Source organism: Sulfitobacter sp. 1A13368 (genome assembly GCF_043557275.1).
In the GTDB taxonomy this organism is placed as follows: domain Bacteria; phylum Pseudomonadota; class Alphaproteobacteria; order Rhodobacterales; family Rhodobacteraceae; genus Sulfitobacter; species Sulfitobacter faviae.
Genome location: NZ_JBIFFR010000001.1, coordinates 216,385 through 240,054 on the forward strand (window position 1 = coordinate 216,385; position 23,670 = coordinate 240,054).

Genomic DNA, 23,670 nt, shown 5'->3' on the forward strand with positions numbered 1-23,670 from the left:
CCGCTTGCAGCCCCCCGCAGTATTACTTAAACGTCCGCTCACAGACAGAGCAGCACACACTAAACGCTGCACTGACCTGCCAGACAAAAGAGTGGCCCGTTCGTCTATCGGTTAGGACGCCAGGTTTTCAACCTGGAAAGAGGGGTTCGATTCCCCTACGGGCTGCCACTTTTCTTCTCTAAAATTCAAAGACAAGCCTCTAGAGACACTAAAGAATCCCCTCGGAATCGCGCAGCCGATCCGCGGTTTTTGGCGTTTACCCACCTGCCCCCTGCGCCCAACTGTCGCCCATTTATCGCCCTGACATTATTGTGAGAATTGCGCGATGGCTGGTGGCTTGTGCCTCTGCAACCTCGCTATCCGAAGGCACATAAGCTTAGTGGCCGACACCTAAGACAGATGATTACCCGGAACTTCAGAACCCTATAAGTCTCATATTTATCAACGACTTAATATCTCATCTACGCCTGCGCACGCCCTCCCCTCCACCATCGAACGCCACACATCTGCACCCCATGGCGCTCCCATAAGGCCCTCAACTCACTCCTAAATTCCCACCTGCCCGCCGCCCCGCGAAACAGTCTGTTTCTGAGAAAAAGGATCGAATAAGGCGAAAAGGTGGTAACAAATGATACATATCCTACCTGAACGTATAGGCCGGATAGGTCGTTGAGACGGAGCGGTGCGAAGGCGCCGTGGGCCGAAACGGTCCGAATGAATGCGATTGAACCCTGGGGGGTTTGGAATGAAGTACTTTGACGCACACAACCATGTCTATGGCTCGATGGAAGTGATCGCCGGTCCGGTGCTGGGCCGTGCGCAGCCTGCCATGGCGGGGACTGCGGTGCTGCCCGCGCCGCGCGCGCTGGCGGCCCTTCGTCTGCGTCCGACCGGCCTTTATGGCCGCTACGCGAAACCGCTTCTCGACCGGCTGCTGATCCTCGCGTCCCTGCCCATCGCCCTGCCGATCATCGCGCTTTGCGCGCTGGCGCTGTGGATCGAAAGCGGTCAGCCCTTCTATACGCAAAAACGCCTTGGGCGGGGCGGCAAAGGCTTCTCAATCCTGAAGCTGCGCACCATGGTGCGCGATGCCGACGCGGTGCTGGAGAGCTACCTTGCCGCTAACCCGGCGATGCGGGCGGAATGGGATGAGATGCAAAAGCTGAAGGACGATCCGCGCATCACGCGGGTCGGCGCTTTCCTGCGGGCCACCTCGCTGGATGAGCTGCCGCAGCTTTGGAACGTGTTCAAAGGTGACATGAGCCTGATCGGCCCGCGCCCCATGATGCCCGACCAGCTTGAGATGTATGGCGATGCGAAAGCCTATTTCGCGCTGCGCCCCGGCATCACCGGGCTGTGGCAGGTCTCGGCCCGTAACAACAGCCGTTTCACCTACCGCAATGAGGTCGACGCCGCCTATCGCCGCAATCTGTCGCTGCCGATGGACCTGACCATTCTGCTGAAAACCGTCGGCGTCGTCTTGCGCCGAACCGGGTGCTAAGCGATGCTCGCCGCGCCCGGCAATAACGAGAAATCCAGCGCCTTATGTTCAAGAAATCGAAAGGGAAGACGATGAGGGACCTCTACGCATCCGATGCCCTCGGCGCGGATAACAGCGATGTGACGGCGCAGTTCGGCGGCCCGGGGATGCGCCACAGCATCCGCCCGCGCCGCACCGGGATCGACCATGAAGATGAGTTCGACGGCGATTTCTCCGAAGGCGACCTGACCTTTGAAGACAGCCTACCCGCCGCCCCTGCCGTTTCCCGCTACATCGGTGACGACCGCGCGCCGCGCTGGCAAGATCTGCCCATCGCCACCCCTGGCCCCGGCGGCGACATGCCGCTGGTCGACGATCATCGCAACAGCGCCGCCGCGCGGGCCTTTGACCTGCTGCGCACACGCCTGCGTCAGACAACGTTAGAGCATCGCTGGGTCAATATCGCCATCACCGCCCCCACCTCTGGCTGCGGCAACAGCTTTTCGGCGACCAATCTGGCGCTGAGCCTGTCGCGGGTGCCGGGATCGCGCACCGTGTTGATGGACATGAACATGCGCAGCCCCGGTCTGGCCCGTGCCTTTGACATGCAGGCCCCTGGCGCGATGAGCGATCTGCTCAGTGGCCGCGCCGACCTCGGCAAGGGGATGCTGCGGGTGAGCGATACGCTTGCCCTTGGGCTGAACGACCGGGCCGAAGTGAACGCCGCCGAAATCTTGCAAGACAGCGCTACGGCGGAAACCCTGCTGCGTCTGCGGGCCTCGCTCCAGCCTGAAATCGTCCTCTACGACATGCCGCCGATGCTGGAACATGATGATCTTTCGGCCTTCTTGCCGCAATTGGACGGTGTTTTGCTGATCTCGGACGGCAGCCAGACCATGGCGCGTCACCTGCGCGAATGCGAACGGATGCTCGAAGGTCAGGTGCCGCTCTTGGGCATCGTGCTGAACCGGGCGCGGGCCTCTAGCCTGCCGAAATATGCCTAAGACCCCCTGTCGCCGTCCTTGCTTGCGCCCTATTATCGCCCAAGTCATCTGATCTAGGCAGGGAAACTCCGCCGGGCAACGGTCGGGGGCTTTGGGCAGGTTGGAAAGAGGCACATGGGACCGATCTATACATTCGATGACTTCATCGACATGATCCGCCGCCGCGCGGGCGTGATCATTTTGATCACGCTTCTGGGCTGTATCGCCTCGGTCTACTGGGCGCTTGCGACCCCGCATGTCTACCAATCCTCCGAAGTCATCCAGATCGAGCAGCCCAAGATCGCCAATGATCTGGCCCCCTCTACGGTCGAAGGGTCTTCGGCCCGCCGTTTGCAATTGATCGAACAGCAGTTGATGGCGCGCGGCACCTTGATCGATATCATTCAACGCTTTGATCTTTATGACGATCTGACTGCGCTGCGCATGTCCGAGAAAGTCGATCTGCTGCGCCGTTCGGTCACCATCACCGGCGTCGCTGCGCCGCGCGAAGGCTATGCGGATGACGGCACCATCTCGGTCATGACCTTCACCGCCGAGATGGACAACCCCGCCGATGCGCAGGCCGTGGCCCGCGAATTCGCCGACCGCACGCGCCAGATGTCCGCCGCCCGACGCCAGAGCCAGACCCAAGAAACCTTGGAGTTTTTCCAGCGCCAAGAGCAGAACCTGATCCGCGACATTTCTGAGCTTGAGGCCGAATTGGCGGATTACCGGACCGAAAACGACCTGTCGCTCGAAGGCAGTCTTGAGTTTCGCCGCGGCGAGATCAGCAGCCTCAATGACGCCATTCTTGAACTTGACCGTGAAATCATCGCCACGCGGCTGGCGCGCGATCGGGTCAACCCCGATGCCCGCGCCGCCACCATCGCCCGCGAACAGGCCGAGTTGAATGCCACGCTCGAAAGCCTGACCACGCAGCGCGACCTGCTGCAAGAACAGCGCGAAACCCTGACCGCCAGCCTGCAAACCTCGCCCGAGGTCGAGCGCGAGCTGGCCCGTTTTGAGCGCCGCCTGACCCAGTTGCAAGACCAGTTGGAGGTGATCACCGCCCGCCGGAATGAGGCGGAGGTGGGATTCTCTCTCGAATCCGATCAGCGGGGCGAGAAGCTGATCACGTTGGAGCAGGCCGAACTGCCTGATTACCCCGTATCGCTCAGCCGCAAGAAACGCGCGGCGGTGGGCGGGATGGCCAGCTTGGCGCTGGCGCTGATCGTGGCCTTCCTGCTGGAACTGCGCCGCCCGGTGATCCGCTCGGCCCGGCAGATGACGCGCGAGACGGGGTTGATCCCCGTTGTCTCGATCCCCGACCTCAGCCCGCGCGAAAAGCGCCGGACCTTGGGCAAAGTCTGGCAGGAGCGCTTGAAGGCCGGGAAAGAGGGCCGCGCCGCGCGGATGGCCCGCAAGCAAAAGGGGTGAACCGCTCAGACCGTGGCGCTCAGCCCCAGCACCCGATCCCAATGCAGCCAAAGCGACAGCGCGCCAAGCGCCAGCCCTAAGAGGGTAAAAAACAGATCATGCCGCGCGTCCCAGACGCCATGCGCCCTTGCGAGCCAGATCAACACCAGATGCGACAGCACCATCGCGGCACCCAACCCGATCAGCGCCCCCGGCAGACCGGCGGTGACCACCCCCGCCAGCAGTAGCCCCACTTGCAGGCTGGCCCTTGAGGCCGAAGAGATGAAGAACCGCCGTGAATCCCCGGCGGCCAAAGCCGCTTGATCATAGGTCATCCCGATCACCTGCGGCATCAGCGCCAGCGCCAACATCACCAGAATCGCGCCGCTTTGCAGGTAGCGCGGGTCATAGAGGACCGAGACCAACCACGGCCCCGCCAGCGCCATGCCCACCAAAAGCGCCAGTAACCCGCCGCTTAGCCCATAGCGCATCCGCTTGAGCTTGGGATGATCGCCGCCCCCCGCCTCTCGGTAGATCGGGATCATCACCCGCCCGGTGACATTCTGCCCCAGCAGCAGCGGGAAACTCGCCAGAAAATAACCGATGTTGTAGATGCCCAACCCTTCGAGTGAGAGGAACTTGCCCAAGATCGCCTTGTCCCCTTGGCTGGCAAAGAACCAAAACATGGTCGACAGGAAAATCCATTTGCCGAAATGCACCAATTCGCGCACCGCCGGACGCTCCCAGCGAAAGCGGTTGCCCGGCCCCGGCAGGAAGGCATGGGTCAGCGCCAGTTTCGCCACGGCCCCCACCACGCCGCCGATCACCAACGCCGCCACCGATTGATAGAGCGCCGCGCCCAAGATCATCACCGCGATGCCCATTACCTGCGATGTCAGGTCCAGCAGCGTCAGCCGCCCCATTTGCAGGTGCCGGTGCGCCGTCTCGATCCGCGTGGGATTGAACCCGGCGACCACAAGGCTCAGCGCCGCGATGGGGAGATAGGTCAGCAGGAGCGGCTCGTCGTAAAACGCCGCCACCGGCCATGCCAAAGCAGAGGCGGCCAGCCACAGACACGCCCCTCGGATCGCTTGGATTGTCCAAGCGGTGTTCAGGAAATCCGGATCATCGCCACGCTTGCTCTGCGCGATGGAGGGGGCGATGCCCACGTCCGAGAACAGCGTCAGCCCGACAATCACCACCTGTATCAGCGCCATCAGGCCAAAGGCTTCGGGAAAGAGCAGCCGCGTCAGGATCAGGTTCGACGCCAGCCGGATCGCCTGCGACCCGCCGTACCCCAAGACGATCCAAGAGGTCGAGCGCAGTGCCCGTGCCATCAGGCGATTGCCCGTTACCGCTTGGGAAAGCTTGGAAAACACCCGTTGCTGCGCCTCTGCCAGTTCTCTGCGAAAGCCTAAAGCCTTGCCCGCCCTTGTGCCAGTGGCAAGCGGGCGGGTAACAAGGTTTATCAGCCCCAAGCCAAGGCCGCACCGCCCGTGAAGATCGCCTATATCCTCAACACCTATCCGCAGCCCTCGCATTCCTTCATCCGGCGCGAGATTGCGGCGCTAGAGGCGGCGGGCCATGAGGTGGACCGTTTCGCCATGCGCGGCCCCGATGTCCCTTTGGTCGATCCGCAGGACAAGGCCGAGGCGGCAGCGACCCATTATGTGCTGGCCGCCGGTGGCAGCGCCCTCGCCCGTGCCAGTCTGGGCATAATGCTGCGCGCGCCCCGGCGGTTCGGCCAAGCGCTGCGCGATGTCTGGCAGGCCGCCCGCCGGGCCGAGACGGGGCTGGCCCGCCATCTGATCTATCTGGCCGAGGCCTGTTATCTGCGCGCCCGGCTTGAGGGCAGCGACACCCAACATCTGCACGCCCATTTTGGCACCAACGCCGCGATGGTCGCGATGCTTTGCCACAGGCTGGGCGGGCCGCGCTATAGTTTCACCACCCACGGGCCTGAGGAATTTGACAGCCCGCGCGCCCTCTCGCTCGGCGCGAAAATCCACCACGCGGCCTTTGCCGTGGCGATCAGCCAGTTCGGGCGCAGCCAGCTGTGCCGTTGGGCCGACCCGGCGGATTGGCCGCGCATCAAGGTCGTGCATTGCGGCATTGAGTTCGCCAAATTCGCGGCCCCCGCCCCCCTGCCCGATGGCCCGCGCCGTCTCGTCTCCATCGGACGGTTTGTAGAGCAGAAAGGCCAGCTTGCCCTGATCGACGCCATGACACGGCTGCGTGACAGCCACCCCGATCTGCATCTGACCCTGATCGGCGACGGCCCCCTGCGCGGCGTGATCGAAGCCGAGATCGCCCACCACGGCCTGCAAGAGCACGTCACCCTGACCGGCTGGGTCGATGAGGCCCGCGTGACGGCGGAACTCGGCGCCGCCCATGCGCTTGTGATGCCCAGTTTCGCCGAAGGACTGCCCATGGTGGTGATGGAGGCGATGGCCGCCGCCCGCCCCGTGATCGCCACCTATATCGCAGGCACGCCGGAATTGGTGCAGCCGGGCGAGACCGGATGGCTGGTGCCCGCAGGCGATGTGGCAGCCTTGGCCGAGGCGATGGCCGCCCTGCACGACGTCCCCCTCCCCGCGTTAGAGGAAATGGGCACGAAAGCCCGCAGGCGGGTCTTTGCACGCCATGATGTCGCCCATGAGGCGGCGAAACTCGCCCAGCACATGCAAGAGGCCGCCCGCTAGCGCCCCCGCACCCAACGGTTGGCGCTGCGCAGAACCGGCGCATGGATCGTGAGCCGCACGGCGACAAAGACCAGCGCGCCCAAGGGATCGGCCAGCGCCCGCCGCCAAAAGGGGCGCAGTCGGTCATGGGGATCGTCATTGCGCATCAATTCGGGGAACAGCCGCGCCACCTCGGCCACGCCCGCGTCCTGCCGCCGACGCACCCGCACCAGCGGCGCGAAACCTTCGATCATGGGCCAGTCATAGCGGGCGGGCACGGTGATACGCTCCTCGGGGCGAAAGTTCAGCCGCGCGAAAGTGTCGTCCGAGATGATATCGGGCCACGCCCCCCACCGCGCCCGCCCGTCGCGATTCATCGCAAAGACGCCAAAGCCCGGCACGCCATGGGTCATGAAACCGGTCGTCCGCCAGAACCGCGTGTAATGGCGCGTCACCCAATCGCCTGAGGTCGTCACCCGCGGCACCCCGCTGCCATAGCGCGGTGCGTCCCCGGCCAGCGCCTCTTGCAACTGGCTCAGCAGGGGCGGTGAGACCAGCACATCGGCGTCGAGATAGACCAGCACCGCCCCCCGCGCCGCCGCCTCGCCTGCGTTCCACGCGCCAAGCTTGCCACCTTCGGCCAGTTCCAGCACCCGCAACACCCAGCCCCGCGCCTTAAACGACGGGACCTCCGCGCGGGCCAGTTCGGCGGTGTTGTCCGAGCAGCCATTTGCCACGACGATGACCTCGACCGGCCCCGCGACCGGTTCCGAAGCGCGAAGGGCATCGAGGCAGGCGGGCAGCCAGTCAGCTTCATCATGGGCGGGGATCAACACGCTCACCCCGTGGAACGCGTTGGTCACTTCCATGCGGTCAAAGCGTGCCAACGCGGATTGTCGTCCGCCAGATAGCGCAGCGCCCCCCAAGAGCCCCATTTCGTCGGGGCGTAGACGTCGGAGTAATGGGTGAAAAGCTGCCCGCCAACAGCCCGCCAGCCCGCCATCAGATCAGTATAGAGCGCGCCCATCTCGGGGGCGTAGTTCAGATGGTGAAAGAACGCGGTCAGCCCTTCGTCATTCACCTGCGCGCCGAGGCCGACCACATGGCTGCCGCCTTCGTACATCACCAGATCGAGGTCATGCGCCCGCGCCACGGCAGCGTGATGGGGCCAAACCCGGCCAATGAGATCGGCCAGCGTGTCAGTCTCCAAGCCGCTGGTGCCCCCGTTGCGCAGGTCCTGCGCCGCAAGGGCTGTTGCCGCATCGAAGCGGTGGGCCGCGATATAATCGGCCAAAGCCGCGCCGCTCAGCCCCTGCGCCTCCCCCTCGGCGCGGGCCTTGGCAAGGCTATCGGCCAGCCAGCCGCTGACCAATTCGGCATTCTCCTCCAACCCCAGCACGCCGCCGAAATACCCGGTGATCGCATAGGCATCGAAGGCCGTGGCGGGGGCGCTGTTGCCCGCCTGCTCGGCCACGTAAAGCGGCGCGTCCAAGGCTTCGCGCTCAAGCCCCAGCCACCCGGTTTGGCTCGCGATCACATTGCGCAACCGCGCCTTGGCCTCTCCGCCGAAAACATCCGTCCAGATGCGCGCCACTTCGGCGGCCCGCAGACCATAGAACTGCATCCCCTTCTCGGCCTCATCCCAGCGGGCCTGCGCCATCTCATCGGCCCATTGGGTCTGGGCGAATTGCCAGTTCCACACCTCGTTCGAGAACTCCACATAGGCTTTGCGCTCGCCCTCCAACGCCTCTTCGACATAGGTCGCAAAGGCGGTCACATAGCCATCATACGCCAGATGCGGCATGTTGAACCACGGGTCGATCCCCAGCTCATTGGCCAATGCGACCATCACCTCCACCGGGACGCCGCGCAGGGCATAGGTCACATCCTCGGGGCGCGGGCGCTCCTCCCAAGTGGATATTTGGCTGTCATTGGTGCCCATCCAATCCATGAAGCGCAGCACTTTCATCCCCGTCAGATGCCGCGTCCAATCGGGGTTGAAGCGCGCCCCGGCGTCGTAATCGGCGACGCGGTCTTCGCGGACCACGGTGATCTCGCGCGGCGGGTCGCTGCGGTGCATGCGTTGAATGCGAATGTCGACACTGCCCGGCCCCGGCGCATAGTCAAACCGCACTTCGTTCTTGCCATAGCGCACATTCTCGGCCCGGCCCGTGACCTCGATCACGCCCTGCCCTTTGAAGCGGAGCAGATAGCGGCCCTTCAGCGTCGTCGCCTGCGCCGGCATGTCGGTGAGGATCAGCGTGCCAATGCTGCCAAGTTCGCGCGGCATTTTCACCGGCCAGCCCTCGGCATTGAGATAGCCGCCTTGGACCAGCTGCGCATATTCCATCCCGCCAAAGCGCCCGGCCACATGGCCAAGCCACGGGCGGGCGGTTTTCATCAGGTCAAGAAAGGGGGTCTGCACGCTCCAATCCGCGATGGCGGCAAGGCCGATGCCCATGTCACGGGTGCCCGCGACGGCCTCTTCCGAGGCCGTGATCTCGAATGGGGTCGGCGGATCGAGGGGCTTCGCCGCCTCGGTCGCATCGCTGGCCGGGCTGGGCGCGGGCGGGCCGGTCGGGGTAATCGGCGCGGTCTGGGCGTTGTCCTCGGCCACGGGCCGCGTCGCGAGGGGCGCCGGCATCACGGCACCGCCCTGATAGTCCTGCACCGCCTCCCAGGCCACCCGCTGCAGGGCGCGGGCAAGATCAGGCTGGGGCGTGTCGAAAGCCTTGCCCCAGCGATCGTTAAAATCCGTCGGCAGCCCCAGGGGGTCTTTGCCCGTCAGCCTGGCATATTGCACCATGGCGACGAAGTAGTGGCCGAGGTCGTTCAAATGGATGTCATCCGCGAAGAGCGCGTCGATCCCGGTCAGCCCAGAAAGGTTTTCGGCGGCGATTTCGTCATAAAGATGGGCCATCGCTTGCCCGGCTGGGATCACCTCGATCGTCGCGTTCTCCGAACTGCGCCCCGCACGCATAGCCGATGCGATCCCCTCCCACGCGGGCAGATCGCTCTCCAACCTCTCGCGCCACGGGATATGGGCGTGATCGTCATAGGCCACCGCCTCCCCGCTGCCGCTTTTCAGCGAATGCCATGTCTCTTGCAGATAGACTTTCACTTCCGGATTGGCCGCCGCCGCAAGATCAAAGAAGGCCTGCGCATAGACTTCGGTGTCCGACCAGCGGGTGTGATTGGCCAGCGGGATCGCCTCGGTCAAGATGAGATGGGTGATGTCCCCCTCGGGCAGCAGCGCACGGGCATCGACCCCCTCGGCCCGGTCCGATTCGTCCCAATTGTAGCGCAGGGGCGCGCCGTTGATGATCTGCGCGCGCACTTCGCCTTGGCCCACCCCGGCGCGCAGCGCCTCTTGCAGCATATCCGGCCCATCGGCCCCAAAAAGACTGTGACCCACCATCAGGACCGAGAACAGCCCGCCCAGACCGCTCATGCCGCGACCCCACTGTCGGGATGGGCGCGGACCACGTCCCAGACCACCCGCTGCATCAGCCGCGCGGCCTCCGCGCTTGGGGCCTGCGCCGGGGTGCCGTCGGCGCGCAGCAATTCGTGCGGCAGCCCTGCCGGGTCGCGGTGATAGAGGGTCGCGTAATGGGTCAGCGCCACGAGGTAAGCCCCCTGATCGTTAAAGTGGATCGTATCGGGGCGGCCATTCTCATCGCGCGAAAAGAGGTCATGCAGGCTGATGATACCGCCCACCCCACCGGCGGCATCGACCGCGCGGACAAAGGCCGCCATGACCTGCCCCGCGGGGATCAGATGAATGGGCACCTCCGCTTCCTGCAAGGCGGGGTAGATCACCTGCCGCCGCCAGTATTTATCCAAGTCCCGGTCGATGCGCTTCAGCCAGCCTTGGCCGTCATCCGTATGGTGCCAAGTCTCATAGAGGTAGACGCGGGTGTCGGGCCGGGCGGCATGGGCCAGCCGCGCCCAATGGGCAAGGTAGTCGGGGCTGTCGTGATAGCGGATGGCATCGGCGATCTCGACCATTTCGGTCAGCACCACCGCGTCGTAATCGCCCGAGCCGATGGCCGCCCGGGCGGGCTGGTGCTGCGCGTGATCGTTGGACCGCTCGAACCCGTTCACAGGCACATCCGGCTCCCAATGGTCGCGCAGCGAACTGCCCCACCCGGTCTGGCTGTGATAGCTATGCCCCGCCCCTGCCATTTGCGCCAACATCGCGGGCATGTCGCGGCCCACCAGAGAATGCCCCAGATGATAGACCTGCAGCGGTCCCGAAGGCGCGCTCAGCGGCGTGGCATAGAGTTCCTCCGCCCGGTCCTGCAACTGCGCCCGGCGAAAGACCCAAGACCCGCCGCCGAGGCTGGCAAGCGCGGCGCCCCCCAGAAAGAGACGGCGTGAGAGTGCGACCATGAGATCAAGCTCCTTTGCGATCAATCTGCCCAATCGCCACCCCGCTGACAAGGTGGCCCGCCACCGACGCGATCCGCCCCCGCAGCTTATCGCCGCGGCTAAAGCCCTCTGTGTCTTGGGTAAATCGCGCGTCGAAGGTGGTATTATCGCCAGATAGGGTGACCTCAAGCCGATCAAAGCCAAAAAGCGCCTTGGTCGCTGGGTACTGCGCCTTATAGGCCGCCTCCTTGGCGCAAAAGACGCGTTTCGCAGCCGCTAGGTCCGCGCCGCCGAGGCGGGTGATTTCCGCCGGAAGGCAGATTTCGGTGAGCAGGTCTGCGGGCAGCGGGCTGTCGTCTTCAATATCGACGCCGAGGGTCTCCACCTCTGCCCTGCGCGCCAGAACCGCGATGCACCAGTCGTCACAGTGGCTGATTGAGCCGGTCAGGGCGGGTGGCCAAATCGGCGCGCGGTCGGCGCTGGCCAGCACCGGCGCGGGCGGATGACCGAGTGCGCGCATCGCCTCGCGTGCCGCGTGGCGTCCGGCGGTGAATTCGGCTGCACGCTTGGGTCGTGCCCGTGCGATGAGGGTCGCCTCGTCCCCCAGCAACGGCGGATAGGCTCCGTCGGGTCGGGTCACGGCAACAGCGACCGGGAGATCGAAAAGAGCCTGAACGGCAGTCCTGATCTCGGCTTCCGCCGTCACTTCAACCCCGCCCGCGGCCACGCGCGGCCCGCATGAGGCGACGTTTCGACATGGTCTCGGACCGCGCGGAGGGCTCGGCGGCAGAAGGCGTCTTGGCCGGTGCGGTGGTCTTGCCCCCCAGCCCGTCGATATGTGCCGCCAGTCCGGCAAGGGTAGGGAAACGGAAGATATCGGTGATCGACAGGGCGCTGACATCCAAAGCCGCCTTAATGTCGCGCTGCGCCTGTACCGCCAGCAGCGAGTGGCCGCCGAGGGCAAAGAAGTTATCCTCGCCGCGAATGTCCCTTATCCCCAAAAGCGCGCTCCAGACCTGCGCGATCGCCGCTTGGCTGCCGCCTGCGGGCGTCTCGGCCTGCGGCGCGGCAGGGGTCGGCGCGCTTTGTCGGGTCGGGGCGGGCAGCGCCTTGCGGTCGATTTTCTTATTCGGCGTCAGTGGCATGGCAGAGAGGGTGACGATGGCCTGCGGCACCATGATATCAGGGAGATGCGCGACCAATCGCCGCCGCGCGGCGTCGCTATCCACCGTCTTTTCCGCGACCACATAGCCGATCAACTGCGCGCCACCCTGCCCGGCATCCTCGCGCAGCACCGCCACGGCTTGGCGCACCCCCGGCAACTCGGCAAGACGCGCCTCAACCTCGCCCAGCTCAATCCGATGGCCACGTATCTTAACCTGCGCATCCGCGCGCCCCTCGAAATGCAGCACGCCCTCGGCGTCCATCCGCACCAGATCGCCCGTGCCGTAAAGGTGGCCCCTGCCGGTGAAAGAATCGTCGATGAAACGCGCCGCTGTCATCTCGGCCCGTTGCCAATAGCCCTGCGTGACGCCATCGCCCCCGATCCATAGCTCCCCCGGTGCACCGATGGGCAGCGGCTGCCGCGCGGGGTCGAGGATATGGACCTGCGTATTGGCGATTGGCCTGCCGATGGGCGCGGTGGTGGCCTCGGCACTGTCGAGCATATGGGTCGTGGACCAGATCGTCGTCTCGGTCGGGCCATACATGTTCTGGATCTGCGCCGGGGTCGCACCGCGCAGGGTGCGCAGCAGAGTGCAGGGCAGCGCCTCCCCCCCGATCATCAGCGATTTGATCCGCGCCAAAGCGCCGCGCGCCTCGTCGTTCATCACCATCATCTGCGCCATCGAAGGCGTGCATTGCAGGTGGGTCACCCCGTGGCGGATGATCTGCGCGGCGATGGAGTGGTCATCCGCCGCCGGTTGCCCGCCCGCATTGGCGCGGCGCAACACCTCGGCCAAGGGCGCAAGCCCCGCCATCACCTTGTCGGTCGGAATGCCATAGTCGATCAGACAGGCAATTTCATCCACGCCGATCCGCTTGAGCTGCTCGGCCCGCGCCAGACCATCGGCCACGGTGCCGAACATGCCGCTGTCGTTGAAATAGCGTTGAAAGGCGAACTCTAGGATCGCGTCCATTTCCTCGGGCGAGAGACCTTCGAGGTCGATCTCAAACGGATTCGTCGTGCCCGCTGGTTTCTTGAAGGCCGGGAAGGCCCAAGCGTATTGTTTGATCAGCCCCGCCGCCGAGCGCAGGTAGTCCTTCATCGGCCCGCGCGCGGTCTCTTCGGCCTCGGCGCGGGTCTCGGCGAGATAGCTGTGCAGCATGACGGTGACCTTGTGGTCCGCCGGATCATGGCCTGCCGCGCGCAGGGCGTCGTGGTAAATCTCGATCTTATCGGCAACCTCTTCCACGGACTGGCCCAGTAGGTGGGTCAGCACATTGGCCCCAATCTCCCCCGCTTCCTTCCAAGTCTGCGGATTGCCCGCCGTGGTCACCCAGATCGGCAGTTTGTCAGAGACGGGGCGCGGCTGGGTCACCACCGCGTGGGGTGTGCCATCGGCGCGGGGAAACTCTACCGGCTCCCCGGCCCAGAGCCTGCGCAACTGGTCAATGGCGTCATACATCGCGGGCTTGTTTTCGGGCGGCGTGTTCTCGGGGCGCAGCACGAAATCGTCGGGCTGCCAACCGCTGGCAATGGCGAGACCGACGCGCCCATTGGTCAGATTGTCGATCACCGCCCATTCCTCGGCAATCCGTGCGGGGTGGTGCAGCGGCGCCACGCAAGACCCTGCCCGCACGTCGAGGTTCTGCGTCACCGCCGCCACAGCCGCGCCGGTGACGGAGGGGTTGGGGTAAGGGCCGCCGAAGGCATGGAAGTGCCGCTCGGGCGTCCAGACCGCGTTGAAGCCGTGGGCGTCGGCGAATTTCGCCCCTTCGAGAAGCAACTCGTATTTCTTGGGGCCGACGCCATCGTCATTGCCCCAATAGAACAGGTTAAAGTCGATCCTGCGGTCGCTCGTGGCAATTGGGCCGTTCGACATCAGCGCCCGGCTGTCATCGCCCGCCAGCACCAGCTTAAACCCCCGCGCAAGGGTCCAGAAAAGCTCCAAGACCGAAATGTCGAAGCTGAGACTTGTCACGGCGAGCCAGACCGCCCCCGCCTCATGGTCGATCCGGTCGTCCATCCCGGCAAAGAAATTCGCCACATTGCCATGGCTGACCATCACCCCCTTGGGCGTCCCGGTCGAGCCGGAGGTGTAGATCAGATAGGCGAGGTCATCCGGCCCGGCGCTGGCGGCGGGGTTCGCCCTCGGTGCCGTGGCAAGGCGCGGGTCGCGGTCGATCTCAACCACCTGCGCTTCATGCGACGGCAGGCTGGCGATGAGGGCCGATTGCGTCACCACAATAGATGCGCCGCTGTCTGAGAGGTAGTGCGCCAGACGGTCCGCCGGATAGGCTGGATCAAGCGGCACATAGGCGGCCCCGGCTTTCAAAATGCCAAGCGTGCCAACCAGCAGGTCCACCCCTCGTGCGACGCAAAGCGCCACCGGCATCCCCGGTCCCGCCCCCCTATCGCGCAGCAGATGCGCCAATTGGTTGGCGCGGGTGTTCAATGCGGCGTAGCTCAGCGTCTCACCTTCAAAGACCAGCGCGGGCGCGTCGGGGGTGCGCTCCACCTGCGCCTCGAAAGCGGCGTGGATGGTGTGGGGGTCACAGGCGCGCGTCGTCGCGTTGACGCGGGCCAAGGTCTGCGCCTCGGTCTCTGGAAGCGCCCAGACGGTGCCGCAGTCCGAGGCCTCGATGATCTTGGCAAATGCCGCCTCAAGGCGCGCTGCGAGGAGGTCGACCGCGGCGCCGGACAGCCGCGCGTTATCGGCATGGAGCCGCGCGCCCTGTGGGGTGAGGCAGAGGGTCAGCGCCGCCCCCGCAAGCGGCTCATCGCTAAAGGAGATCGCGAACTCCGGGGCGGCAGCCATATCAATTGCCGGATCGCGCAGCGGCAGGTCGCGGGCAAAACCCGCGGCATCCTTCGCGCGGGTGAGTTGCGGGTCCAACTGAGCCAGTAACTCCGCCACCGGTGTCTCCGCCTCTGCCGTGATGGTGATCGGCAGCCAATCGGCGATGAGCGGTGCTGGCGCGCCTTCACGCCGCAAAGCGATGCCGCCTTCGGTGGCCCCGGCGCTGCGCAGCGCGACGAGGGCGGCGGCGGCGACTTGGTGCAACGGGTCGCTTCCCTGTGGCAAGGTGATCTCCCGCGCCGCCCCTGTCTCCGGCGTTTCGGTTGCGGTGGCCAAGGGGACCGGCAGCGCGTCGAAGCTGGTCAGAGCGCGCCGCCAATATGCCTCATCAGCCGGAGCCGGAACCGGGCCTGCCGTCTGGGGCAACATATCCCCCGGGGCGAAAAACTGCGCCAGTGCAACGCTTTCGCCCGCCATATCGCGCAGGTCATGGAGGGCGATATGCCGGTCTTGCGCCGCCACGATCACCCGCGCCTCGTCGACCTCAACAACCTCGCCGGGCGTGCCGCCCTGCCCCTGCGCGCGTTCCACGCGGGGCACGGAGAGCACCGCGCCACCCGTGCCCAGAATTTTCGCCGTGGTCAGCGGGTTCCAATAGCTGCCGAAATCAAGGCCGCGGACCAGCGCATTGATCTCCTCCGGCGTCTTGGTAAAATCGATCAGCCCGCCGTTCTCGGGCCGTTTGTCCTTCACAAAATAGCTGCGCTGGCTCAGGTCTTGGGCGGTGGCTTGCAGGCTGCCGCTTTCCAACTGGGCCAGAACCTCGCCAAAGCTTTCCATCCCGGCGGCGTAGCATTTGGAATTGAGGCTGAAGGCCGTCTCATCGGCTGCGATATCAACCTCGCGCTGCGCCAGCAGGTCGCCGGTATCGACGCCGGTCTCGATCAGATGCCAACTGACCCCATGCCGCGCCTCGCCATTGATGATCGCCCAAGCGGGTGTGTTAAGCCCGGCATAGCGCGGCAGCGGACCATCGTGAAAGTTGACCGCCCCGCGTTTGGGCAGCGCCAGAACCGTCTCGGGGATCAACCGCAGGTTGGCGATGCTCAACAGCCAGTCGGCGGCCAGCCCCATCAGCAAGAGTTCCTCGGCATCGCGGCAAAGCGCCAGCCCATGTCCTTCGGCCCAAGCGCGCACCGCGTCGTCGCGGGTGATCACGGCAGCGATCCGGTGCCCGCCCGCCAGCAGCATGTCGCCGCAGGCGATGGTGAGGGATTCGTCGCCCATCAGGAAGGCGGTGAACGGGTCTGTCTTGAAGCTGACGGTCATCAACGGTCCTCCGTGGCGGGGCTACGGCTTGGGTCTTGAACGGCGGGGGCCGCGCGCCGCGCGGTGAGCGCATGGGCCGCAAGGTCGCGATAGAAACCCGGCGCGTCTTCGGGGCGGCGCCCGGTGAGCAGGCAGCGCAGATGGTGCAACCCGCCCCCGGCAAGCCGCGCGAGCGTGGCCAGTGCGGCATAGGCGCGGCCATGGTTCTTGGCGAAATAGCGGTGGCGGCTGTCGAACCAATAGCGCGGCATGCGCCGCCATTCCTTCATCCCGGTGGAGACCGAGCCGACATGCACGCAGCGCGCCTGCGGGACATACCAGCAGTCCCAACCCGCCCGCGCGGCCCGCAAGCAAAGGTCGGTTTCCTCATAATAGAGGAAATAGGCTTCGTCGAAGAGGCCGATCTTGGCCAACATCTCCCACCGCATCATGACGCTGGCCCCGGCCACCCAATCGACCTGCGCCGCTTTTTCAGGCAGGGGCGGCGCCACGACCGAGGCAGAGAGCAGCCGTGTCAGCGGGCCAAAGCGCGCAGCGGCCTCCAACTCTCCGGCGGCAGAGGGGAAACGAAAGGCCGTGGCATGGGGCAGATCATCCTCCCCGCGCACATGGCTTCCGGCCAATCCGGCGCGGGGGTGGTTTTGCAGGTGGTCCAAGAGCGCCCCGATACAGCCGCGATCGAGGAAGGCATCCGAGTTCACCACATGCACGAAATCCGGCGCGGACCCGTCCGACATTCCCGCCCGCATGGCCAAGTTGTTGCCCGCGCCAAAGCCGCCATTGCGGGGCGAAGCGATCAGCCGCACCCGGTTGCCCGCGCCCCAGCCCCGCGCGGCGATCTCCTGCGCCAGAAGCGCGGCAGAGCCATCGCCGCTGTCATTGTCGACGATCACCAATTCAGCACCCGCATCGGGCATATCGGCCAATGCGGCCTCAGCTGCGCGCAGGGTCATCTCTGCGGTGCGGTAATTGAGGATGACGACCAGAAGGCGGGGCGGTTGCTCCATCATTCCGCCGCCGTGGCTTGGGTGTGGTCTTGGCCTGCGCCTTCGGACAGGGCTGCCGCAATCACCTCGGCCAGCTCTTGGGCCAGCACGGTCACATTCGGGGCCAGCACCATGCTGACGTGATCGCCCGGCACTTCGATCACCTGCAAGCGCGGCGCGTATTGCCGCCACTGGTTGTCTTCATAGACATATTCCTTTTCCGCCGTGACATACTGCCCGGCAGAGACCGCCCAATGGCGATCCAGCGGCGGGCGGAACAGGGTCATCGGCCCGTCCCACTGCGGGGTTTCATACCGTCCCACCGCGCGGAGGAACGCCGCCTGAATGCGCAGGCTGTTAAAGGAAACCCCCTCGCCCTCGCCGCTCGTCTCTTGCGGCGCCCGGCGCCGCTCACGCTCCCACGCCCAGCGGTTGCGCGCCCATTCCAGCAGATAGGCCGGGCCTTTGCGCTTCAGTTCGGCCAGTTTGATATGCGCCTTGTCGATTTTGCTGAGCGACGGGCGTACGGGCAACGGCGTGTCGAGCATCGCAAGAACGGCCACCTCCTGCCCCGCGGCTTTCAACTGCTGCGCCATCTCATAGGCCGTGATCCCGCCGCCAGAGTATCCGGCTAGCAAATAAGGCCCTTGGGTCTGCAAGGCGCGTATTTCGGCGATGTAATCCGCCGCGGCGGTCTGCACCTCTTCATGGGGGGCCGCGTCTCCGATCAGCCCACGGGCCTGCACCCCATAGACCGGGCGCTCATTGCTAAACGGCAGGGCAAGATGGCGCAGGTTCAGCACATTGCCGAACATCCCGGCGACCACGAACAGCGGCGTCGCGTTCTGCGAGGACTGGTTGAGCGGCACGAGGTAGTCAAAGCGCTGTTGCGAGCCCGCCGCCTGCGTCTCGACCGCCTCCGCCTGCGCCAAATCCCCGCGCTCCGCCGCGATCAGCGCTGCGCATTTGGCGATGGTCGGCGCTTCGAAAAGGACGGAGATCGGGAACTCCACCTTGAACTCCCGTTTGACCGCCGCGAAGAGGCGCACCGCCATCAGGGAATGGCCGCCGAGGTCAAAGAAACTGTCCTCGACCCCCACGGGGCTGACGCCCAATAGGTTCGACCAGATCTCGGCCAATCTCTCTTCGATCCCATTGCGCGGCGCCACGAAGGAGCCGTCGAGATCGGGCCGCTCGAAGCTCTGCCCTTGGGCGGCCGCATCGGTCAGCGGCGCATCGGCCTGCGCGATCAGCCCCTGCAAGGGCAGCGAAGAGACCATGACCTGCGGCGCCTCCAGCGCCAGCGCGCGGCGCAGCGCCTCTGGCCCCTCCTGCGCGCGGATGCCTTGGCGCACCAGACGGGCCAGACGCTCCTCGGCGGGGCTGAGGCTTTCGCTGCTGTCGGCATCCTCAAAGATCACTTCGCGGGCGTCAGGCGGGGACACATCGGCAAAGGCCCCTTCGAGCCGCTTCATCGCGAAATCGCGGACCTCGATCAGAACAATGCCCTGCAGATCGGTGATCGTCACGTCGAAACGGGCCAAACCCTCGGCCCCCGTGCCTTCGGCCAGCCGGACATGCGAGCGGACTTCGGCAGGCAGCGGGGCGTGGAGCGTGATTTCCCCATAGGACAGCGGCACCCAGAGGTGGCGCGCGGCATAGCCGGGGATCAGCGCCATGGCCCAGCCGGTGGCGATATCCATCAGACCGGGGTGCATCAGGTAGCCATCGGTCAGATCACCCTGTGCTGCCTCAGGCAGGTGCAACGTGGCGATGCCCTCACCTTGCCCGAGGGCCATGCGCTGCAATACATGCCAGCGCGGGCCGAACTTCAAATGTGCCTCTTGAACAGCGGGCAGATGGCGCCCGGGTGCGGCCTCGGCCACATCCTCGCACCGGGCGGCGATGGCCGCGAGGTCAAGCGGTTCGGCCCTGCCGTCCGCCGGAGACATCCGCGCTTGGACATGCAACTGCCACGCAGGCTTGCCGTTGACCACACAGGCGCTGCGCAACTCGGCGGCAAAGCCCGCGCCCTCAGGCGTCAGGGTGATCTTGATCCGGCGCTGCGCCCCTTCGGCCAGCGGCAGGGGGCGCAGGAAGTAAAGGTCTTGCAGAGTGAAGCCGTCTAGCCCTTGGGCCGCCGCCGCTTCGGCCAACAGCTCGATATAGCCCGTGCCGGGCATGATCGCGCGGCCATCCAAAGTGCGGTGTTGGTCGAGCAGCCAATGCGAGGTTGCAACCTCGATCGTGAATTCGGGCGCGCCGCTCTCACCCGACCCGGCGGTTTCCAGCAGCGCCGCCTTGATCGGGCGGGCGGGCAGCGCCACGGCACCGCCGCCGCCAAGGCTCTCTGCCGCCATGCCGACATCGGCCCAAACGCCCCAGTTCACCGCCACCACGCGGGTCTGCGCCGCGCGCCGCGATTGCGCAAAGGCGTTGAGCCAGGCATTGGCCGCCACATAATCCACCTGCCCCGCCGCGCGGGTCGCGGTAGAGGTCGAGGAAAAGAGCACCATGAGATCGAGCGCGCCATCGGGCAGCAATTGATCCAAGACCCGCAGCCCCTGTACCTTGGGCGCAAGCACGGCGTCGATATCCGCATCCGTCTTGGCCAAAAGCGGCGCGTCGTCCAGCACCCCCGCGGCATGAATCACCCCCGTCAGCCCGCCGTGGCGCGCGGTCAGGTCCTCGATCACCCGGCGCATCTGCGCAAGGTTGGCGACGTCGGCCCGGGCCACTTCGACCGCGCCGCCGGATTGCGCCGCCTTGGCCTCAAGCCGCAGGACTGCCCGCAGACGCCGCGCCGTGGCATCCGCCGGGCCGTGGCTGGCAAGGTAGCTGTCCCATTCATGGCGCATCGGGAGGGCCGCGCGGCTCAGCAGGATCACGCGGGTGCCGGGCGTCTCCAGAATATCCGCCGCGAGGGTCATGCCGATGCCCCCGAAACCGCCGGTGATGAGGTAGCTTCCCTGAGTCTTCCAGCCTGGCAGATCAGCCTCGGGCAGCGCGGCGGCGCGGTAGCCCAGCTCATAGCGCCGGCCAGCACGGTGGGCGACTTGGAGGTTGGCGGGGGTCGCCAAAAGCTCTTCGATCAAGTCCGAGGGGTCAATCACCGGCGCGGGCGCCACCGGTTTCGCGAACCATCTCGAAGGCGCCACAGGGGCGGCCTCGGGCAGGTCGATCTGGGCCGCCGTCAGCCCCGGTACCTCGCGCGCCATGACCCCGACGGGGCCGGAAATGAGCGCTTTTTCGGGATAGGCCAACCCCTCCTCGGCCACCTGCGCCGCGCCGGTGGTGAAGACGCTGAGGTGCAGCGGCCCGGGGTTCTCGGCCTCGGCCAAGGACTGCGCGAGCCACGTCAGGCTCCAGAACCCCTGTTCGACATTGCGGTCAAACCGGCTGGAGCCGGGGCGCGGGGCGGCCTGATCATCGGTCAGCCAGAAATGCGCGATCCGGTCGGGCCTCCGCCCATCGGCCTCAAGCGCTGCGATCAACTGGTCATAGCCCGACCGCCCCTGTTCGGCGGCAAGCGTGAAATGATCGGCGCTGACGCGGTCAAAGGCATCCCCCGCCGTGACCTCTGCCACCCGGTGCCCCTCGGCCCGCAACCGTGCCGCGGCCTCGGCCCCCAGCCCCGCCGTGTCGGAAAAGACGAGCCAATTCAGCGGGCCGGAGAGGTCCAAATCCCGTTCGGCATAGCGCGGTTGCCAATGCGGCAGCGCGCCCCAGTCGCCGATATCCTCCAGCCGTTGCAGCGGTTGCTCGGCAGGGCGCGCCGCCGCCTCACCCGGCGCGATGAAATAGCGCGCGCGTTGAAATTGATAGGTCGGCAGCACCACACGGTTGCGCCGTGCCTCGCCCCAAATCTGCGCCCAATCGGCCTCGACCCCGCAGGCCCAGAGCCGCCCGATCACCCCGAGGAAATAGGCATCATCCGCGATCTCTTGCTCGGGGTGGCGCAGTGAAGACATCACCTGCCCCGGGGCCACATTGGTGTGCATCTGCGCCAAAGCGGAAAGCGCCTTGCCCGGCCCGACCTCAAGGAAAACCCGCGGTGCATCGCGGCTCAGAGTGTTGATGCAATTCGCGAAATTCACCGTGTGACGGAGCTGTTCGACCCAATAATCGGGGTCCGTCGCCATCTGCGCCGTGATCACCTCGCCGCTGCGGTTCGACAGGAAGGTCATCTGCGGCGCGCGCAGGTCAAGCGTGGCGAGGAAGGCGCGGTATCGGTCGAGGATCGGGTCCAACATCCGCGAGTGCGCGGCGATGTCGATGGCGATGCGCTGATGGTCAAGACCGGCGGCGTCGAGCCGCTCTTGCAGCGCCTCCAGCGCGTCTTCGGGGCCGGAAACGGCGATCAGTTCCGGGCCGTTTACGCTGGCGATATCAAGGGCCTCGCCCAGAAGCGGCGTGATCCGCTCCAGCGGCGCGGCGATACTAATCATCCCGCCCGATGGCACCTCGTCAAACAACCGCCCGCGCAGCAGCACAAGGTCGATACAGTCTTCAAAACGCATCACCCCGGCAAGACAGGCGGCGACATTCTCGCCCATGGAATGCCCCACCATCGCGGCGGGTTTCACGCCCCAAGACAGCCAAAGCTGCGCCAGCGCATATTCAACGATCATGATCAGCGGCAGTTGCACCGAGGGGCGTTTCAGCTTGGCCTCGGCTGCTGCGCGGCCCTCAGCCTCCGGCAGCCAGATCGCGCGAATGTCGTAGTCGAGTTGCGGGGCCAGATGGGCCAGCCCCCGGTCCATCCATTCGGCAAAGACCGGCTCGGTCTCGTAAAGATCGCGCGCCATATCGGCATATTGCGCGCCGCCGCCGGGGAACATGAAAACGACTTCGGGATCAGGGCCGAGGTGGTCATGGGTAAAGACGCGGCGGCTGTCGCCCGCCTCCAGCAGGGCCGCGGCTTCCGCATGGCTTTCGGCCACCAAGACGCGGCGTTTGTCAAAACCGCGACGGCCCTCTTTCAGGGTGAAGGCCACATCGGCCAAGGGCTGTTCGGGATGGGCGCGCAGATGTGCTGCGAGCGCGGCGCTATTGGCGTCCAAGGCCGCTTTGCTGCGCCCCGAGAGGCAGAGCACATGGAAAGGGAAATCGCTGTCTTCGGAGGCCGCGCGGGTCGGTGCCTCTTCCAAGATCATATGCGCATTGGTGCCGCCCACGCCAAGCGCATTGACCGCGGCGCGGCGCGGGGTGCTTTGGCCGGGCCAGTCATAGAGCCGGTCATTGACGCGGAAGGGCGAGCCCTTAAAAGGGATCGCCGGGTTCGGCGCCTCATAGCCCAGCGAAGGCGGGATCTGCTGGTGGTGCAGCGACAGCGCCGCCTTGGCCAGCCCCGCCACCCCCGCCGCGGTGTCGAGATGGCCGATGTTGGTCTTGACCGATCCGATGCAGCAGAAGTCTTCGGCCGGCGTCTCGGCGCGGTAGGCTTGGGTCAGCGCGGCCACCTCGATCGGGTCGCCCAAATAGGTGCCGGTGCCGTGGCATTCGACCATGCCGATGCTCTGCGCCGCCACGCCCGCATCATCCAGCGCGCGGGCAATGGCGGCGGTCTGCCCGTCCACCGAAGGTGCCAGATAGCCCGCCTTGGCCGCCCCGTCGTTGTTCACCGCCGAACCTTTGATGACCGCCCAGATGTGGTCACCATCCGCGACAGCATCCTCCAACCGCCGCAGCGCCACGGCGCCCGCGCCGGAGCCAAAGACGGTGCCCTGCGCGCGGTGGTCGAAAGCATGGCATTCGCCATCGGGCGAAAGGATCTCGTTTTCCTTGAACTCATAGCCGCGCCCCTGCGGCAGTTCGATCGTCACCCCGCCTGCCAGCGCCATGTCGATCTCACCCGCACGCAGCGCTTGAGCCGCGTAATGGATTGCCACCAGTGAAGTCGAACAGGCGGTTTGCAGGTTGATCGACGGGCCTTTGAGGTCAAGCACATGGCTCACCCGGGTCGAGAGGAAATCCTTGTCGTTCCCGGTATGGCGCAGCAGGAACATGCCCACATCGTCGACGAGGTCTGGGTTCGAGCAGATGTTGAAATAGAAATAGCTCCCCATGCCGCAGCCGGCATAGACACCCACCGGGCCGGAAAGGCTTTCGGGCATATGCCCCGCCTGCTCCATCGCCTCCCATGCGATCTCAAGAAACTTGCGGTGCTGCGGATCGAGGATGGCGGCGTCTTTTGGCGAAAAGCCAAAGAACTCCGCATCGAACATGTCATAGCCGGGCATATCGGCGGTGACGGGCACATAGTTTGGCCGGGCCATCCGCTCGGCGCTCTCTCCGGCGGCGCGCAGTTCTGCCGCGTCGCGGCGCTTGAGAGCGCTCACCCCGTCGCGCAGGTTCGCCCAATAGGCGTCTATCCCTTCGGCGCCCGGCACCGTCACCGACATGCCGACGATCGCGATGTCACCGCGCGAAAGAGTGTTGTCCGTGCTATTCATTGCGACA

General features: G+C 65.7%; 12 protein-coding genes and 1 tRNA gene. 5 read left to right on the forward strand and 8 right to left on the reverse strand.

Annotated elements, in window-relative coordinates; translation table 11 throughout:
- Positions 1–93: 93 nt before the first annotated feature.
- The 4 genes from ACGYK4_RS01035 to ACGYK4_RS01050 all read left to right on the forward strand — a co-directional run bounded on the left by ACGYK4_RS01035 (position 94) and on the right by ACGYK4_RS01050 (position 3,900).
- A tRNA-Glu gene (locus ACGYK4_RS01035) sits at positions 94–168 on the forward strand.
- 616 nt (positions 169–784) lie between these two features.
- Complete coding sequence (locus tag ACGYK4_RS01040) at positions 785–1,501, forward strand: sugar transferase (RefSeq protein WP_394410453.1); 717 nt, start codon at positions 785–787, stop codon at positions 1,499–1,501.
- A gap of 71 nt (positions 1,502–1,572) precedes the next feature.
- Entirely contained in the window at positions 1,573–2,484 is a 912-nt protein-coding gene (locus ACGYK4_RS01045; protein WP_394432798.1) for a CpsD/CapB family tyrosine-protein kinase, read from the forward strand.
- A 114-nt stretch (positions 2,485–2,598) separates the two neighbouring features.
- The gene (locus ACGYK4_RS01050) at positions 2,599–3,900 is read left to right on the forward strand and encodes a GumC family protein (RefSeq protein WP_394454750.1); all 1,302 of its coding nucleotides are present in this window, start codon (positions 2,599–2,601) and stop codon (positions 3,898–3,900) included.
- A gap of 5 nt (positions 3,901–3,905) precedes the next feature.
- On the opposite strand, the gene ACGYK4_RS01055 is transcribed toward ACGYK4_RS01050, so the two are convergent.
- On the reverse strand, positions 3,906–5,216 hold the full coding sequence (locus ACGYK4_RS01055; protein WP_394454751.1) for an oligosaccharide flippase family protein: 1,311 nt from the start codon (positions 5,214–5,216) through the stop codon (positions 3,906–3,908).
- A gap of 159 nt (positions 5,217–5,375) precedes the next feature.
- Here ACGYK4_RS01055 and ACGYK4_RS01060 point away from each other — a divergent pair, with 159 nt between their 5' ends.
- Complete coding sequence (locus ACGYK4_RS01060) at positions 5,376–6,581, forward strand: glycosyltransferase (protein WP_394454752.1); 1,206 nt, start codon at positions 5,376–5,378, stop codon at positions 6,579–6,581.
- Here ACGYK4_RS01060 and ACGYK4_RS01065 read toward each other — a convergent pair.
- From ACGYK4_RS01065 to ACGYK4_RS01095, 7 genes are all read right to left on the reverse strand, one after another.
- Complete coding sequence (locus tag ACGYK4_RS01065) at positions 6,578–7,429, reverse strand: glycosyltransferase family 2 protein (protein WP_394454753.1); 852 nt, start codon at positions 7,427–7,429, stop codon at positions 6,578–6,580. The two genes, ACGYK4_RS01060 and ACGYK4_RS01065, sit on opposite strands and share 4 nt — an antisense overlap.
- Positions 7,420–10,011 carry a hypothetical protein gene (locus tag ACGYK4_RS01070; protein WP_394454754.1) on the reverse strand — a complete coding sequence of 864 codons (2,592 nt, stop codon included), beginning with the start codon at positions 10,009–10,011 and terminating at the stop codon, positions 7,420–7,422. The genes ACGYK4_RS01065 and ACGYK4_RS01070 overlap by 10 nt, the downstream gene beginning before the upstream one ends.
- On the reverse strand, positions 10,008–10,952 hold the full coding sequence (locus ACGYK4_RS01075; protein ID WP_394454755.1) for a hypothetical protein: 945 nt from the start codon (positions 10,950–10,952) through the stop codon (positions 10,008–10,010). The genes ACGYK4_RS01070 and ACGYK4_RS01075 overlap by 4 nt, the downstream gene beginning before the upstream one ends.
- A gap of 4 nt (positions 10,953–10,956) precedes the next feature.
- Positions 10,957–11,571, reverse strand: coding sequence for a 4'-phosphopantetheinyl transferase (locus tag ACGYK4_RS01080; RefSeq protein WP_394454756.1), 615 nt, complete (start codon positions 11,569–11,571; stop codon positions 10,957–10,959).
- Positions 11,572–11,638: 67 nt separating this feature from the next.
- The gene (locus ACGYK4_RS01085) at positions 11,639–16,222 is read right to left on the reverse strand and encodes a MupA/Atu3671 family FMN-dependent luciferase-like monooxygenase (RefSeq protein WP_394454757.1); all 4,584 of its coding nucleotides are present in this window, start codon (positions 16,220–16,222) and stop codon (positions 11,639–11,641) included.
- The gene (locus tag ACGYK4_RS01090) at positions 16,222–17,229 is read right to left on the reverse strand and encodes a glycosyltransferase family 2 protein (protein WP_394455104.1); all 1,008 of its coding nucleotides are present in this window, start codon (positions 17,227–17,229) and stop codon (positions 16,222–16,224) included. Before ACGYK4_RS01090 ends, ACGYK4_RS01085 begins: the two co-directional genes overlap by 1 nt.
- Positions 17,229–23,663 carry a type I polyketide synthase gene (locus ACGYK4_RS01095; protein WP_394454758.1) on the reverse strand — a complete coding sequence of 2,145 codons (6,435 nt, stop codon included), beginning with the start codon at positions 23,661–23,663 and terminating at the stop codon, positions 17,229–17,231. Before ACGYK4_RS01095 ends, ACGYK4_RS01090 begins: the two co-directional genes overlap by 1 nt.
- Positions 23,664–23,670: the final 7 nt, after the last annotated feature.

Bases quoted from the DNA above. Each gene is read 5' to 3' on its own strand.
- ACGYK4_RS01040 (WP_394410453.1), top strand. From the start codon at position 785: ATGGAAGTGATCGCCGGTCCGGTGCTGGGCCGTGCGCAGCCTGCCATG.
- ACGYK4_RS01045 (WP_394432798.1), top strand. From the start codon at position 1,573: ATGAGGGACCTCTACGCATCCGATGCCCTCGGCGCGGATAACAGCGAT.
- ACGYK4_RS01050 (WP_394454750.1), top strand. From the start codon at position 2,599: ATGGGACCGATCTATACATTCGATGACTTCATCGACATGATCCGCCGC.
- ACGYK4_RS01055 (WP_394454751.1), bottom strand. From the start codon at position 5,216: ATGGCACGGGCACTGCGCTCGACCTCTTGGATCGTCTTGGGGTACGGC.
- ACGYK4_RS01065 (WP_394454753.1), bottom strand. From the start codon at position 7,429: ATGGAAGTGACCAACGCGTTCCACGGGGTGAGCGTGTTGATCCCCGCC.
- ACGYK4_RS01070 (WP_394454754.1), bottom strand. From the start codon at position 10,011: ATGAGCGGTCTGGGCGGGCTGTTCTCGGTCCTGATGGTGGGTCACAGT.
- ACGYK4_RS01075 (WP_394454755.1), bottom strand. From the start codon at position 10,952: ATGGTCGCACTCTCACGCCGTCTCTTTCTGGGGGGCGCCGCGCTTGCC.
- ACGYK4_RS01085 (WP_394454757.1), bottom strand. From the start codon at position 16,222: ATGACCGTCAGCTTCAAGACAGACCCGTTCACCGCCTTCCTGATGGGC.
- ACGYK4_RS01090 (WP_394455104.1), bottom strand. From the start codon at position 17,229: ATGGAGCAACCGCCCCGCCTTCTGGTCGTCATCCTCAATTACCGCACC.
- ACGYK4_RS01095 (WP_394454758.1), bottom strand. From the start codon at position 23,663: ATGAATAGCACGGACAACACTCTTTCGCGCGGTGACATCGCGATCGTC.